Here is a 14,106-nt window from a genome sequence, read left to right as displayed (position 1 = left end):
CACCCGGGGCAGAACCCGCCGCCGGGCCGCCCGCCCGAGCGGCGTTCCGGGTCGCTGAGCGAAGCGGTCGCCGACCGCGAGCGCCGCACCGGACCCGCCACCGGGCCCCGGCCCGCCGGGCAGCGGCCGACCACCGGATCGCGTCCCGTCACCGGCGCGAGGCCCGTCGCGGGCGCGCGCACCGGCGCGGAAGCACGGACCGCGGGCGACACCCGTCCCGGCGCGAGGCGCGGCGGCGCCCAGACCGGTGAACGCCGGGCCACCGCGGGCGGTCCGCCCTCGGGTCCGCCGCCGCGTCGCGGGTCGGCCTCCGGCGACGGCACCGACGGGCCTGGCAGGCGCGGCAAGAAGAAATTCCCGTGGAAGATCGTCCGGCGCACCCTGTACGTGCTCACCGCGCTCGCCATCGTGCTGCCGAGCACGATCTTCCTCATCGCCTACAGCACGGTCTCGGTGCCGCAGCCGGGCGACCTCAAGACCAACCAGGTCGCGGTGATCTACGCCAACGACGGCACCAGCGTCGTCAGCAAGGTGGTTCCGCCGCAGGGCAACCGCACCGACGTCACCATCGAGCAGATCCCGCCGCACGTGCGCAACGCGGTGATCGCCGCCGAGGACCGCGACTTCTACACCAACCCCGGGTTCTCGATCTCCGGTTTCATGCGCGCGGCCCGCGACAACGTGCTCGGCCGCGAAAGCGCGGGCGGTGGCTCGACCATCACCCAGCAGTACGTGAAGAACGCCCTGGTCGGCGACGAGCGGTCGATGTCGCGCAAGATGCGCGAGCTGGTCATCTCGGCGAAGATGGCGCGGCAGTGGAGCAAGGACGAGATCCTCGCCGCCTACCTCAACACCATCTACTTCGGCCGCGGCGCCTACGGCATCGACGCCGCCGCCAAGGCGTACTTCGGCAAACCGGTGCACGAACTGAGCGTCGCCGAGGGCGCCGTGCTCGCCGCCACCATCCAGCTGCCATCGCTGCTCGACCCGGAGAAGAACCCGGAAGGCGCGAAGACCCGCTGGGGCTACGTGCTCGACGGCATGGTCGACGGCGGGAACCTGAAGTCCACCGACCGGCAGGGCATGCAGTACCCGGCCGTGCAGCCCGCCGCCGCCACCCAGGACAAGGAACTCGACTCCGGTCCGGAAGGCCTGATCAAGACCCAGGTGCTCAAGGAACTGTCCTCAGCGGGCATCAGCGAACAGCAGCTCAACACCGCCGGACTCCAGATCACCACCACCATCGACCCGAAGATGCAGGACGCGGCGGTCAACGCGGCCACCTCCAAGATGCAGGGCGAGCCGGAGCAGTTGCGCACGGCGGTGGTTTCGGTCGACCCGCGCACCGGCGCGGTGCGCGCCTACTACGGCGGCAACGACGGCCAGGGCTACGACTTCGCCAACGCGGGCCTGCAGACCGGTTCCTCGTTCAAGGTGATCGGCCTGGCCGCCAATCTGGAGCAGGGCATCCCGCTGTCGCAGATGTACGACAGCTCGCCGGTCACGGTGAACGGCATCAAGATCACCAACGTCGAAGGCGAACAGTGCGGCACCTGCACCATCGCCGAAGCGCTGAAGCGGTCGCTGAACACCAGCTTCTACCGGATGCAGCTCGACATGGGCAACGGGCCGCAGAAGATCGCGGACATGGGTCACAAGCTCGGCATTCCCGAAGAGATTCCGGGCGTCGGCCGCACCCTCACCGAACCGGACGGGTCGGGGCCCAACAACGGCATCGTGCTCGGCCAGTACCAGGCGCGCCCGCTGGACATGGCCTCCGCCTACGCCACCCTCGCCGCCTCAGGCATCTACCGCGCGCCGCACTTCGTGCAGAAGGTGGTGACCGCCGACGGCCAGGTCCTGCTCGACCGCGGCGACGTGCCCGGTGAGCAGCGGGTGTCCGCGGCCGTCGCCGACAACGCCACCGCCGCCATGAAGCCCATCGCGGGCTATTCGCGCAACCACGGACTCGCGGGCGGCCGGGAATCGGCCTCCAAGACCGGTACCGCGCAGCTCGGCGACACCGGCGAGAACAAGGACGCGTGGATGGTCGGCTACACCCCGTCGCTGTCGACGGCGGTGTGGGTCGGCAGCGTCGACAACACCGCGCTGCGCAACTACGGCGGCTCGATGATCTACGGTTCCAGCCTGCCGTCCGACATCTGGAAGGCGACCATGGACGGCGCGCTCACCGGCACGCCGAACGAGACCTTCCCGAAGCCCGCTCCCATCAAGGGGCAGTCGGGCGTGCCCGAATGGACCGCGCCCTACACGCCGCCGGAGACCACCGCGCCCACCTTCGTGCCGCCGGTGGTGGTCACCACCACCCAGGTCGAGGTGTTCCCCGGCTTCCGCATCCCGATGCCCGGCGTGCAACCCAACCCGCAGGCGCAGCAACAGCCGCAACCGCAGCAGCGGGAAGCCGATCCGGGGCCGCTGCCGGGTCAGCCGGTCGCGCCGAGCGCCGGTGCGCAGCCGACGACGCGGCCGAACTCCGCGAACGGAAACGGCAACGGCAACGGCAACGGGAACGGCAACGGGAATTCCGAGAACGAGTCCAACGGCGGGCGAACGCCGACCCGCTGAGTGCTCGCCGAAACGACCCCGGTCCGTACAGGGCCGGGGTCGTTCGTCGTCGGGGGTCGTGATCCGCGCCCGCACCGGCGGAAAAGGTAGCCTCGGGAATCGTGAGCGATCAGCGACTGGACGAGCGGGCGGAAGCACTCGCACCGCACGCGGGCGGGGGGCGCGCAGGCGGACCGCGATACATCTCACCCGCACCGCTCGCACCCGACTCGCGCTCCGCCGACGACCGCGACAAACCGAGCCGCAACGATTCGCTGACCTCGCAGCTCTGCACGGTCGTCGGCGGTCCGGTCGGTGACCACGCGCTCATCGGCCGCGTCCGTTTCTGGACGCCGCTGCGCGTGCTGTTCATGTTCGCGCTGATCTTCCTCGCCCTCGGATGGGCCGGTAAGGCGGGCTGCATCCAGCAGACCGCGGGCGCCGACGGCAGACCCACCCTGGACTGGCACAACGGCAGGCAGTACATCGCCATGTGCTACTCCGACACGGTGCCGCTGTACGGGGCCGAACGCCTCGACGAGGGGGCGTTCCCGTACAAGAAGTCCTGGGTCGAGAAAGCTCCCGGCGGCGGCGTGGAGACCAGGTATATGGAGTATCCGGTGCTGTCCGGGCTCTACCAGTACGCCGGGATGCAGATCGCGAAAACCTGGGATTATCTGCCGCTGCCCGGCGCGCTGCAGGTCGTCATCTACTTCAACGTGATCGCCGTCGGTCTCGCGCTGGCCTGGCTGGTTACGGTGTGGGCCTCGGCGATGCTGGCCGGTCGCCGGGTCTGGGACATCGCGCTGCTCGCGTGCTCGCCGCTGGTGATCGTGCACGCGTTCACCAACTTCGACGCCATCGCCACCGCGTTCGCCGCCACCGGTCTGCTCGCCTGGGCGCGCCGCCGCCCGGTACTCGCGGGTGTGCTGCTCGGTCTTGGCGGCGCGGCGAAACTGTATCCGCTCCTGTTGCTCGGCCCGATCATAGTGCTGTGCCTGCGCGCGGATTCGCTGCGCGGGGTCACGGCGGCGCTGGCCCGCGCGCGCGAAACCGCCCGCTACGAGTTCGGTTTCGACCGGGTCACCGCCACCGTCCGCGAACTCACCAGATCACCGCTGCTGTCGGCCGGTGTGGCGTTCGCGGCGGCCGTCGGCACGTGGGGCGCGGTGAACCTGCCGATCATGCTGCTCTACTTCGACGGTTGGCGAGAGTTCTTCCGCCTCAACACCACCCGCCACGCCGATCCCGACTCGATCTACAACGTGATCACCTCGTTCACCGGCTGGCAGGGTTTCGACGGCTACCAGCCCCACGGCGAACCCCCCACCGTGCTCAACCTGGTGTCGCTGCTGCTGTTCGTCGCGGCCTGCCTCGCCATCACCTACATCGCGCTCACCGCCCCCCGCCGCCCCCGCCTCGCCGCCCTCTGCTTCCTGCTGATCGCCGCGTTCCTGCTGACCAACAAGGTGTGGAGCCCGCAGTACTCCCTGTGGCTGGTCCCACTGGCCGTCCTCGCCCTCCCGCACCGACGAATCCTGTTGGCCTGGATGACGATCGACGCCCTCGTCTGGGTCCCCCGCATGTACTACTACTTGGGCGTCGACCGAAAAGGCTTGCCCCAGCAGTGGTTCACCGGCACCGTCATCCTCCGCGACCTTGCCGTCCTCGGCCTCTGCGCCCTGATCATCCGCCAGATCTACCGCCCCCGTGCGGATCTGGTCCGCCGAGACGGTATCGACGACCCCATCGGCGGTGTCCTCAACGGCACCCCCGACCCCCGCCACCCCTGGCTCCCCGAACTCCTGCGCCCCCACAAGCCCCACATTCCCACCGCCTGATCGACGGTTCGATCCCACCCGGTCAGGCCGGGATTCATCCGGTTCGAGCAGGCGGTTCTCGTGACGGCCCGGTGGGCAGTAACCCTGTTTCCCAATGGGACCGACCGGGTGGCATGATTCGAGGATTGCTTGTCCGGAAAGGAAATTCGTGAACGGTCAGCCGGCCGCCCGTGGCATCGTGAAGTGGTTCAATATTGCCCGCGGCTTCGGTTTCATCACCATCGACGACGGTCCCGACATCTTCGTGCACTACTCCGCGATCCCGCCGAACCGGCGGGTCGGCGACTTCCGTGTGCTGTATCCGGGGGAACGGGTCGAATTCGGCATCGGTCCCGGATCGGTCGACCGCACTCAGGCTCTCGATATCCGACTACTCAACGAGGGGTGAGGGCCGGGGGCTCGGTAGAGCCCTCCACCCGCGCCCGGTGGTTCGAAAATCGGTGCGGAACACCGACATGACGTTGTCGCGGTCGCGCTGGAACCTGGGGGCGTCCGCCACTCGAGTCGGGTGGCGCCGAGACCTCAGGGAGCTGCCGTGACGACCACTTCCCCTCTCCACACCGCCGATGACCTGGCCGAACTGTGGACGCGACTGTGGAACGGTTCCTTCGAGCTCGCCCACCGGATATGCGCCGACGAGTTCCGCGTTCTCTTCGCGGGGGCGGCGGGTGAGAACGGCGCACACCCCGGTGACACGGTCGGCAGCCCGGCCGTGTTCGTGGACTTCGTGCGGCGGTTCCGGGCGAGCAAACCCGGAATCGAGTTCGGGGTGGACGGCCCGGCCGCGGGCGCACTCGATGTCGACGGCGCCGGACTCTTCGCGGTCCGGTGGTACGCCGAACTACCCGACCGGCGGAGGGTGAGCGGGATCGATATGTTCGAGGCCGTCGCGGGCAGGCTCACCACGGTCTGGTCGGTGACCGGACAGCGCGCGTTTCCGGTGGATTCGAGGTCAGCGCAGTAGGCGGGCGCGGAGTTCGGGGTCGAGGGGCAGCAGGTCCAGTTCGAGGTTCCAGGCGCTGGCGGTCCACGGGTCGAACAGCGGGGTGTCCTCGACCGTCGGCAGGTGGCGGCAGGCTTGGGAGAGCAGTGCGGCGGCGCTGTCGGCGGATTCGGATTCGTCGCTGCCGACGATCACCATGGACAGGCCGATCAGGTCGCCCCGGGTGATCAGCGATCCGATGCGGACGGCATCGGCGGCCTGGTAGCCGTGCGGGAAATCGGCGGCGAGCAGCACCCGGTGCACGTCAGGCGGTACGAAATTGCCGCTGCTGTAGGCGATTTCGGCTAGTTCGGCCGCGTCGACGAGGGCTTGCAGGCGCGGGGAGATGTCGGCGTGGTCGGTGACGACGGGGCCGTCGAGTATCGCGTCGAGCGGGGCGAGCAGGGTGGTGAACGCGCCGGTCAGGTCGATCACGTCCATGCGGGTGCGGCGCACCGGATCGGCGACGAGGAGGCGGGCCAGCAGTGCGCCGACCACCGGGACCACCGCCGCGGAGTTCTCGGTGTCGATCCACAGCGGCCTGGTCAGCGGCACCGGCACGCAGTACGGGATGCGCAGCGGCCCTCGGTCGGCGGCGTAGAGCTCGCCGAGGCGGATGCCGTCGGCGGGCGCGGGCGGGCCGTCCCACGCGGGGGAATTCCAGGATGCCAACGCGGGGGGCAACTTTCGGTCCGCGTCGGCGAGTTCGCGCATGAGCTGGTCGGTGTCGCGGCGGTGGTTGCCGTCGGCGGTGGCGATCAGTTCGTCGCTGCGCCGCTGCGCTTCCCGCCGCGCCGCCTCCGCGACCGGAGTGTTGCGGGTCGCGGGATCGGCTACGGCGGCGGACAATTCGGCGTCGAGCCGGTTGGCGGCGTAGTCGCGCGCGGAGATCAGGGCCGCCGCCGAGCGGGCCGCGTCCTCGAAGACCATCCACAGCCGTTCCAGTCCGTGCGCGACCTCCACCGGCGCTGGAGTGTGCGTGGCCTGGGCCGGACCCGCAATGGTCTCGCGACCGTGATCGGGCGCCGCGTGCGCCCGCGCGGGCCCGTCCACCTCGACGCCGTGCGCGGAAAGCAGCACCGCGAGACCGCCCGCGTACCCCTGCCCGACGGCGCGCACCTTCCAGTCCGCGCCGCGCCGGTACACCTCCAGGCAGATGAGCGCCGTCTCCCCCGAGGTCGGTGTGATCGCGAATTCGACTGTCGGCGAACCGCTCTCGGTCAGCGAGACCGAGATCTCACCGAGTACCGAGCCTGTCTCGGCGGCGCTGACGACCAGCAGCACGGCCTTCGCATCGGACCTGACCTCGGCCAACGTGATGTCGACCCGACCACCCGACAGCGCGACCCCGGCGGTCGCGGGCCGGCTGTGGAAGACGAAATCCGCGGGCCCACCGACCCGCAGATTTTCGCCGACCACCAGCGCCGACACGTCGAGCGCGACGCCCGCCCGCGCGCTGAATCCGATGACGTCGCCGGTCAGCGGTGTGTTCTGACCGGCCTTCAACTGCATCACGTCGTCAACTATGCCCCGCGACCTCAGTTCCCGATGAAACGACCCAGCTGCGGAATGGCCTCACCGGGATGTTTGGCGTCGAAACCTTCTCCGATCGCCTGCAGTTTCCAGTCGGCGCCGACGCGGAAGACCTTCGCCATCGCCATGGCCGTGAACGGCGAACCGCCCGCGAGGGTGTAGCGGGCGAGTTCGGCGTTGTTCGTGCCGTCGACGAGGCGGCAGAACGCGTTCTGCACCTGGTCGAACTTGTGCCCCTTGTAGGAGGTGACGATGAAGATCAGCGAGGTGATGTGCGCCGGAATCCTGGTGAGGTCGACCAGGATCACCTCGTCGTCGCCGTCGCCTTCGCCGGTGAGGTTGTCGCCCTGATGCCGCACCGAGCCGTCCTTGGAGGACAGCTGACCGTAGTAGGCGTAGTCGGCGGGGTTCGCGTCGGCGAACAGGATCACCGACGCGTCGAGGTCGATGTCGACGGTGCGGTTGCCGAACATGCCTCGGCTCTGCACCGGATCCCAGCCGAGCCCCATCTTGACGAAGGTGAGCGCGGTGCCGCCCTCCTTGCGCAGGGTGACCCGCTGACCTTTCTGCAGGCTGACCGGCCGGTCCTTGCTGAGGCTGACCTCGCCGGTCGGCTGCGGCGCCTGCGGTGGCTGCTGCGGCGGCGGGTAGTTGCCGGGCGGCGGCGGATAGTTGCCGCCCTGCTGCGGGTATCCCGGTCCCGGCGGCGGCGGGTAGGAGCCGCCGCCACCCGCGTACTGCGGAGCCTGCTGCACCGGGGGCGGCGGCACGGGCTGCGGCACGGGCTGCGGGGCGATCGGCTGCTGGACCTGCTGCGGCGGCGCCTGCTGCGCGGGTGCGGGCGAGTCGTCGACGGACACACCGTGATCGGTGACCAGCGCCGCGAAGCCGCCCGCGTACCCCTGCCCGACCGCGCGCACCTTCCAGGTGCCCTGGCGGCGATACAGCTCGAGCGCGATCACGATCGACTCGCTCGACAGCCCGTCGATCACGTACTCGTACATCCGGTTTCCGCCCGCGTCCGAGACCACCGCGGTGGGCGGCGCGGACTGGCCGAAGTTGGTCGACGGGTCGTCGAGGGTGATGACGGCCCTGATCTGCTCGATATCCGGCGGGACCTGACCGAGGGAGACCGCGAGCGCCGCCGGCTGCCCCGGCACCGGTTGCAGGTTCACGCCGGGACCGCTCGGCTGGTTGAAGAAGACGAAGTCCGCGTCTGATCTGACCTTCCCCCGCTCGGTCACCAGCAGTGCGGACAGATCCGCGGGCGCCGCGAGTTGGACGGAGATCACCACGTTGTCGGAAGCCAACGGACCGTTCTGGCCCTTGGCGAGTGTTGCGGACAAGGTCGACCCTTCGCTTGTCGGTGCGTTCGATTGCCACTCTACGAGAAAGGCACTGCCCGCGACCGGAGTAATCGCCGCGCACGACACCGACTCCGGGCCATCGATCGGTTATCGTGACCGCACACGAGAGATCATCGGGACACACAACCGTGCCCCCGCGCGATCTACGGGGTGCGGGAATTCCCGCGGAACAGGGTTGGAACGTGGCGGCGCCGCCCACATCGGTGGGTCGACCGCCGCATTCCCGGACAAGACAAGCAGGCAGACTTCCCCCATGGCGCAACTGTTCGAACAGTCGAAAAAGGTGATCGAGGCGCACCTCGCCGGAACGAGTGTCCGCGCGATCTCCGGCTCGATGATCGCCTACGAAGGCAATGTCCAGTTCAAGGCGGCCGGTTTCGGCGGCGGCGACGGCATCCTCGCCGGTATGAAGCGCCGCGCCACCGGCGAGAAGTTGTCGCTGATGGAGTGCGGCGGCAACGGCAGGGTCTTCTTCGCGGTGAACGGCCAGAACGTCACCGTCGTCAACCTCAACGGCGAGACGCTGCAGGTCGAGTCGCAGCAGTTGCTCGCGTTCGCGGGCAATCTGCGCACCGACGTGCGTTTCGCCGGTCTGCGCGGCGCCTCGACGGGCGCGGGCCTTTTCACCACGACGGTCACCGGGCAGGGCCAGGTGGCGCTGCTCTCGGCGGGCGGACCGCTCATCCACCTCGAGGTGTCGCCGCAGTATCCGCTGGTGGTCGACCCCGACGCGTTCGTGGCGGCGCAGGGCAATCTGCAGCAGTCCTTCGTCACCGATGTGTCGTGGCGCACCATGGTCGGCCAGGACGCGGGTGAGGCGTTCTCGCTGCGTTGGGACGGGCAGGGCGTCGTGTTGATCCAGCCGGCGGAACGGTAAGGGCAGGTCGATGTTCGAGAAAGTCAACGGCAAGGTCGTCAAGGTCAACGTGGGGATGGCGGGCGGCGTGGTGGCGCGCAACGGCGCCATGCTCTTCTACACCGGCGACATCTCCTTCGCGCCGCACCAGATCCCGGGCGCGCAGAGCATGGGCGGTGGCGGCGGGCTGATGCGCATGGCGGGCCGGATGATGGCCGGTGAGCACGAGCGAACCATGCTGGCGCAGGGCAACGGCGAAGTGCATTACGGCCTGGCCGGGCTAGAGGTGCACGTGGTGCAGATGCAGCCGGGCGCGACGCTGCGGGTCGAGGCGTCCCGGCTGCTCGCCAACAGCGCGAACCTGCAGAGTTCGATCGTCTCGGTGATGAGTTCGGGCGGCGGTGGCGGTGGCGGCGGCATCATGGGTGCGCTGCGCGGCGCCGCCTCGGGTGCGCTCACCGGTCAGGGGATGTTCACCACCCAACTCACCGGTCAGGGTTCCGCGGTGCTGCTGGCACACGGCGGGTTCCTGGAATTGCAGGTGGGCGGCCCGAATCCGATCGTGGTCGACCCGCAGGCTTTCGTCGCCGCCTACGGCAATGTGCAGACCGAATTGAAGACGGCGCTCAGCTGGCGGGACGCGGTCGGCCGCGGTTCCGGCGAGGCGATGCAGTTGCACTGCGTCGGTCAGGGCGTGGTGTACGTGCAGGCCTCCGAGGAGAAGTTGTAGACATGGCCCAGGTATTCAGCCCGATGAATCTCGGTGAGAGCGACAACATCCCGGGCAACGATTACGCGTACTGCATCGACCTGACGCAGCCGTGGTTCATGCGCAAGGGCGCGATGATCGCCTACTACGGGCAGATGAACTTCCAGACCCTCACCCACGGCCTGCACGGCGGGCTGATGCACATGGTGTCGCAGCAGTTCTCCGCGCCGCTGTTCACCGGCGACTACGTGGTGGTCGAGGGGCACGGGAAGCTGATCATCGGCGACCGCGGCTACAACATCAACTCCTATGACCTCGAGGACGGCAACCTCACCATTCGGGCGGCGAATCTGCTCGCCTTCGAACCCGGCCTCTCGCTGAACCAGTCGATCGTGCCCGGCTATCTCACCCTCATCGGCACCGGTAAGTTCCTCGCCTCGTCCAACGGCCCGGTGATGTTCGCCGAGCCGCCGCTGCGGGTCGATCCGGAGTCGCTGGTCGGCTGGGCGGACTGCCCGTCGCCGAGTCACCACTACGACCACCGGTGGGTGTCCAACTTCCTGGCGGCGGGCGCGGCCAGGTTCGGCGTGAACTCCGGTGAGGAACGGCAGTTCGATTTCACCGGCGCGGGCACGGTGCTCATCCAGTCCAGCGAGAAGGTGATGAGCGACACCATGCTGGTGCGCACCATCGAGGGACAGTTGCAGAGCGGCATGACCGTCGGCGGCCTGCAACGCATCCAGGCTCTGGTCACCCAGCAACTCGCCGGACATCAGCAGTACTGAACGCGCAGATCCGGGCTGCGGCGGTTAGTGTGCAGACGTGTCGCGCACTCTGACCGCCGTGGCCGTCTGCCTCGCCGCTGTCGTGATCTGCGCGCCAGGCTCGGCCGCCGCGCCGATCCCGTCGCTGCCCGCCGGCCCCGAATTCCTCGGCGCGCCCGCGATCGCCGCACCGATCACCGGTGTCGCGCCGGTGCCGCGCAATCCGCATCTCGCGGCGAACGGCGATTCCGGCATCCACAACGACGGCTGGATGAGCGACACCTACACCAGGCCCGGCCCGCTCGGGAACGCGACGCGGGTCGATTCGCTGCTGCTCGGGAGCGAATGCGGGTCGGTGGCATTCGACCGGGCAGGCCGGATCGTCACGACCTGCCTCGGCGCGGCGCCCGGCCTCTACCTCATCGACCCGGCCGCCATGACCGTCCTCGGCCGCTATCCGCTGCCCGGACGCGAACCGGGTGAGTTCCTGAAACCGGACGGCTTCTCGAATTTCGGCGGGGGCGGCTACTTCTACCTCGACGGTCAGGATCGCGCGGTCGTCGGCGGTTCCGACGGGCACCTGCGGATATTCGCCGAAACCCCAGCCGCCGACGGATTCACCCTGGTCGGTGACCACGACCTGACCGGGGTGCTGCAGCCGGGCGAGACGCTGAATTCCGCGCTGCCGGATTCCGATGGCCTGATCTGGTTCGTCGCCAAGACCAACGGCGTGGTCGGCACCCTCGACCCGGAGTCCGGCGTCGCCGAGGTGATCCGACTCGGGTCCGGCACGGAGGGGCAGATCGAGAATTCGTTCGCGGTGGGCTCATCCGGTGATGTGTACGTCGCGACCAACCGCGAAATGTTGCGCCTCGACGCGGGTCATGACGGCGCACCGAGCGTCACGTGGCGAGTCACCTACGCCAACAGCGGTGTGCGCAAACCGGGTCAGGTCGACGACGGCACCGGGACCACACCGACCGTGCTGCCCGGCGGCTACGTCGCGATCACCGACAACGCCGACCCCATGAACGTGGTCGTCTACCGCACCGCGCCCGAGGTCGCGCGGCGCGAGGTGTGCGCGGTGCCGGTGTTCGCGCGCGGGGCGAGCGCCACCGAGAACTCGCTGATCGGCGCAGGCAACGCGTTGATCGTCGAGAACAACTACGGCTACACCGGTCCGCGTTCGACCCTGCTCGGCGCGACGACGACGCCCGGTTTCGCCCGCGTCGACATCGATCCCGACGGTGCGGGCTGCACGCGGGTCTGGGCCGAGGACACCGAGGCCGCGCCGAGCGTCGTCCCGAAACTCTCGCTGGCGACCGGCCTGATCTACACCTTCACCAAGGGGGCCGAACCCACCGACCCGTGGTACTGGACCGCCCTGGACTTCCGCACCGGCGCACTCGTGTGGAAACGCCTGGCGGGCGCGGGTTTCGGCTTCAACAACAACTACGCGGGCATCGCGCTCGGCCCGGACGGCGCGGCCTATCTCGGCTCGCTCGGCGGGCTCATGTCACTGCGAGATGGCCGCTGAGATCCATGCGAAATCTTTATGAGTAACAGGCCTGTTCACGGTCTCGATCAGCATCGTGGACCGGTAGGTCGAATCGAAAGAAGTACGGAAGGGACGCGGATGTACCACCGAACCAGGAGACGAATCGCGCTGGCGGCGTTCGTGAGCGCGATATCGCTCGGGATCGGGGTATCCCCCGCATCCGCCGAACCGGTGTCGAACCCGGGCGTGACGGTGCCGTCGCTGAAATCGCCCGACGGGTCGTATGTCTCGCGCATCGAGACCAAGGACAGCCGCAATCTACGGATGTACGTGTACTCGGCGGCCATGAACAACACGGTCGCGGTCGATGTGCTTCGACCCGCCGATACCTCGGCGCCCGCACCGTCGCTGTACCTGTTCAACGGCGCGGGCGGCGGCATGGACGACGCCTCGTGGCAGCGCAACACCGACGCGCTGCAATTCCTGGCCACCAAGAACATCAACGTCATCCAGGTCGTCGGCGGCGCGTGGAGCTTCTACACCGACTGGATCGCCCCCGACCCGGTGCTCGGGGTCAACAAGTGGCAGACCTTCACCACCGAGGAACTGCCGCCGCTGGTCGACGCGGCCCTCGGCGCCAACGGCGTGAACGCGGTCGCGGCGCTGTCGATGACGGGCACCTCGGTGCTGAACTTCGCGATCGCCAAGCCGGGCCTGTTCCGCAGCGTCGCGGCCTACAGCGGCATCGCGCAGGTCAGCGACCCCATCGGCCAGCAGATGGTGAAACTGACCGTGGAGACCTGGGGCGGCGGCGACACCCGCAACATGTGGGGTCCGACCGACAGCCCGCTGTGGCGGCAGAACGACCCGATGGTGAACGCGGAGAAGTTGCGCGGCACCCACCTGTTCTTCTCCACCGGAACCGGCATCCCCGGTGAATTCGACCAGGCGGGCGGCAAGTTCCGCATGGAGGAACCGTCGGAGACCCCGCAGGTCGTCGCGATCGGCGCGGTCATCGAGGGCGGCGTCAACTGGTCCAACCGAAATATGAACAACCGCCTGAACGAACTCGGCATCCCGGCGAAGTTCGTCTACCGCAGCACCGGCACCCACTCGTGGGGCTACTGGCAGGACGACCTCAAGTCGTCGTGGCCGGTCCTGTCCGAGGGCCTGTTCGGCGCTCCCTGATCCCGTGCGCCGCACCCGTCACGCGGCGGGTGCGGCCTCGATGAACCAGTCGATGATCTCCTCGCCCGCGAGGATTCCGGTCGCGCGGGTGACGGTGAGATTCGGGTTCGTCCAGTTCAGCAGTTCGAGTTCGCCGTGGCGGGGGCGGATGGCCGAATCGGCGGCGCGCAGCATTTCCGCGTCGAGCGCGCCGTCGCCCGCCGCCAAGGTCTTCGCGTCCTCGGCGAGTTCGCCGGTGTCGAGCAGCCTGCGCCGCACCTCGGCGACCGCGACGCTCTTGCAGACCGCGTCCGGCATCGTGTAGATCTTGCGGCCCTGCTGGGAGGCCGACCAGCCGCGTTCCCGGCACCACCCGTCCCATTCGGCGAGGAATGCCTCCGGCACCGCCTTCGGCTTGACCACCAGGTAGCAGAACAGGTGGTCGGCGATCCGGAACTTCGACGCCCACGAATCATCCACGCGCGCACGCAGTTCCGCGCTCACCTCGGACAGAGTCGCACCGCCCGCGCGCACCCGCGCGTCGATGTCGATGCGCCAGCGCATATCGGGCACGCCGTCTACGAGGATATTGCCGCCGTTGCTGGTGATCGCGTACCGCCACGGCGCGCCGGGGAGTTGAATCCTGTTGAACTGCTTGATGGTTCGCGTGGTCGTCGGCACCACGGCGGCGGGTTCGGTGAGCGACTGCATGCGCAGCGCCGCCGCTGTCGTCATGAACGACAGCGGCGCGCCCTCCAGATGTTCCACGCATACCGTCGGCACCTCGGCGGTGGTGCTGAAAGCGTTGCGCGAGTAGATCATCG

12 protein-coding genes are annotated in these 14,106 nt (G+C 68.8%); 9 read left to right on the top strand and 3 right to left on the bottom strand.

Features of this window, described 5'->3' with window-relative positions; translation table 11 throughout:
- Nucleotides 1-366: 366 nt before the first annotated feature.
- The 4 genes from IT779_RS20225 to IT779_RS20210 all read left to right on the top strand — a co-directional run bounded on the left by IT779_RS20225 (nucleotide 367) and on the right by IT779_RS20210 (nucleotide 5,370).
- Complete coding sequence (locus tag IT779_RS20225) at nucleotides 367-2,586, top strand: transglycosylase domain-containing protein (RefSeq protein WP_196151184.1); 2,220 nt, start codon at nucleotides 367-369, stop codon at nucleotides 2,584-2,586.
- A gap of 101 nt (nucleotides 2,587-2,687) precedes the next feature.
- Complete coding sequence (locus tag IT779_RS20220) at nucleotides 2,688-4,406, top strand: glycosyltransferase family 87 protein (protein WP_408637773.1); 1,719 nt, start codon at nucleotides 2,688-2,690, stop codon at nucleotides 4,404-4,406.
- A gap of 148 nt (nucleotides 4,407-4,554) precedes the next feature.
- Nucleotides 4,555-4,794, top strand: coding sequence for a cold-shock protein (locus tag IT779_RS20215; RefSeq protein WP_332838884.1), 240 nt, complete (start codon nucleotides 4,555-4,557; stop codon nucleotides 4,792-4,794).
- Between the two features lie 147 nt (nucleotides 4,795-4,941).
- Nucleotides 4,942-5,370 carry a hypothetical protein gene (locus IT779_RS20210; protein WP_196150930.1) on the top strand — a complete coding sequence of 143 codons (429 nt, stop codon included), beginning with the start codon at nucleotides 4,942-4,944 and terminating at the stop codon, nucleotides 5,368-5,370.
- Here IT779_RS20210 and IT779_RS20205 read toward each other — a convergent pair.
- Nucleotides 5,359-6,900, bottom strand: a complete 1,542-nt coding sequence (locus IT779_RS20205; protein ID WP_198428756.1) for a TerD family protein — start codon at nucleotides 6,898-6,900, stop codon at nucleotides 5,359-5,361. The two genes, IT779_RS20210 and IT779_RS20205, sit on opposite strands and share 12 nt — an antisense overlap.
- 26 nt (nucleotides 6,901-6,926) lie before the next feature.
- Nucleotides 6,927-8,267: a TerD family protein gene (locus IT779_RS20200; RefSeq protein WP_196150928.1), complete on the bottom strand. Its 1,341-nt coding sequence runs from the start codon at nucleotides 8,265-8,267 to the stop codon at nucleotides 6,927-6,929.
- A 274-nt stretch (nucleotides 8,268-8,541) separates the two neighbouring features.
- On the opposite strand from IT779_RS20200, the gene IT779_RS20195 reads away from it, so the two are divergent.
- From IT779_RS20195 to IT779_RS20175, 5 genes are all read left to right on the top strand, one after another.
- The gene (locus tag IT779_RS20195) at nucleotides 8,542-9,165 is read left to right on the top strand and encodes an AIM24 family protein (protein WP_196150927.1); all 624 of its coding nucleotides are present in this window, start codon (nucleotides 8,542-8,544) and stop codon (nucleotides 9,163-9,165) included.
- Between the two features lie 10 nt (nucleotides 9,166-9,175).
- Nucleotides 9,176-9,874, top strand: a complete 699-nt coding sequence (locus tag IT779_RS20190; protein WP_196150926.1) for an AIM24 family protein — start codon at nucleotides 9,176-9,178, stop codon at nucleotides 9,872-9,874.
- A 2-nt stretch (nucleotides 9,875-9,876) separates the two neighbouring features.
- The gene (locus IT779_RS20185) at nucleotides 9,877-10,638 is read left to right on the top strand and encodes an AIM24 family protein (RefSeq protein WP_196150925.1); all 762 of its coding nucleotides are present in this window, start codon (nucleotides 9,877-9,879) and stop codon (nucleotides 10,636-10,638) included.
- 37 nt (nucleotides 10,639-10,675) lie between these two features.
- Nucleotides 10,676-12,154: an NHL repeat-containing protein gene (locus IT779_RS20180; RefSeq protein WP_196150924.1), complete on the top strand. Its 1,479-nt coding sequence runs from the start codon at nucleotides 10,676-10,678 to the stop codon at nucleotides 12,152-12,154.
- A gap of 99 nt (nucleotides 12,155-12,253) precedes the next feature.
- Nucleotides 12,254-13,303: an alpha/beta hydrolase gene (locus IT779_RS20175; protein WP_196150923.1), complete on the top strand. Its 1,050-nt coding sequence runs from the start codon at nucleotides 12,254-12,256 to the stop codon at nucleotides 13,301-13,303.
- An 18-nt stretch (nucleotides 13,304-13,321) separates the two neighbouring features.
- Here IT779_RS20175 and IT779_RS20170 read toward each other — a convergent pair whose 3' ends face one another.
- Nucleotides 13,322-14,104: an HAD family hydrolase gene (locus IT779_RS20170; protein WP_196151182.1), complete on the bottom strand. Its 783-nt coding sequence runs from the start codon at nucleotides 14,102-14,104 to the stop codon at nucleotides 13,322-13,324.
- Between the last annotated feature and the right edge of the window lie 2 nt (nucleotides 14,105-14,106).

It is taken from the genome of Nocardia bovistercoris, assembly GCF_015674855.1.
Taxonomy (GTDB): Bacteria; Actinomycetota; Actinomycetes; order Mycobacteriales; family Mycobacteriaceae; genus Nocardia; species Nocardia bovistercoris.
This window is presented reverse-complemented; position numbering and strand designations above follow the sequence as displayed.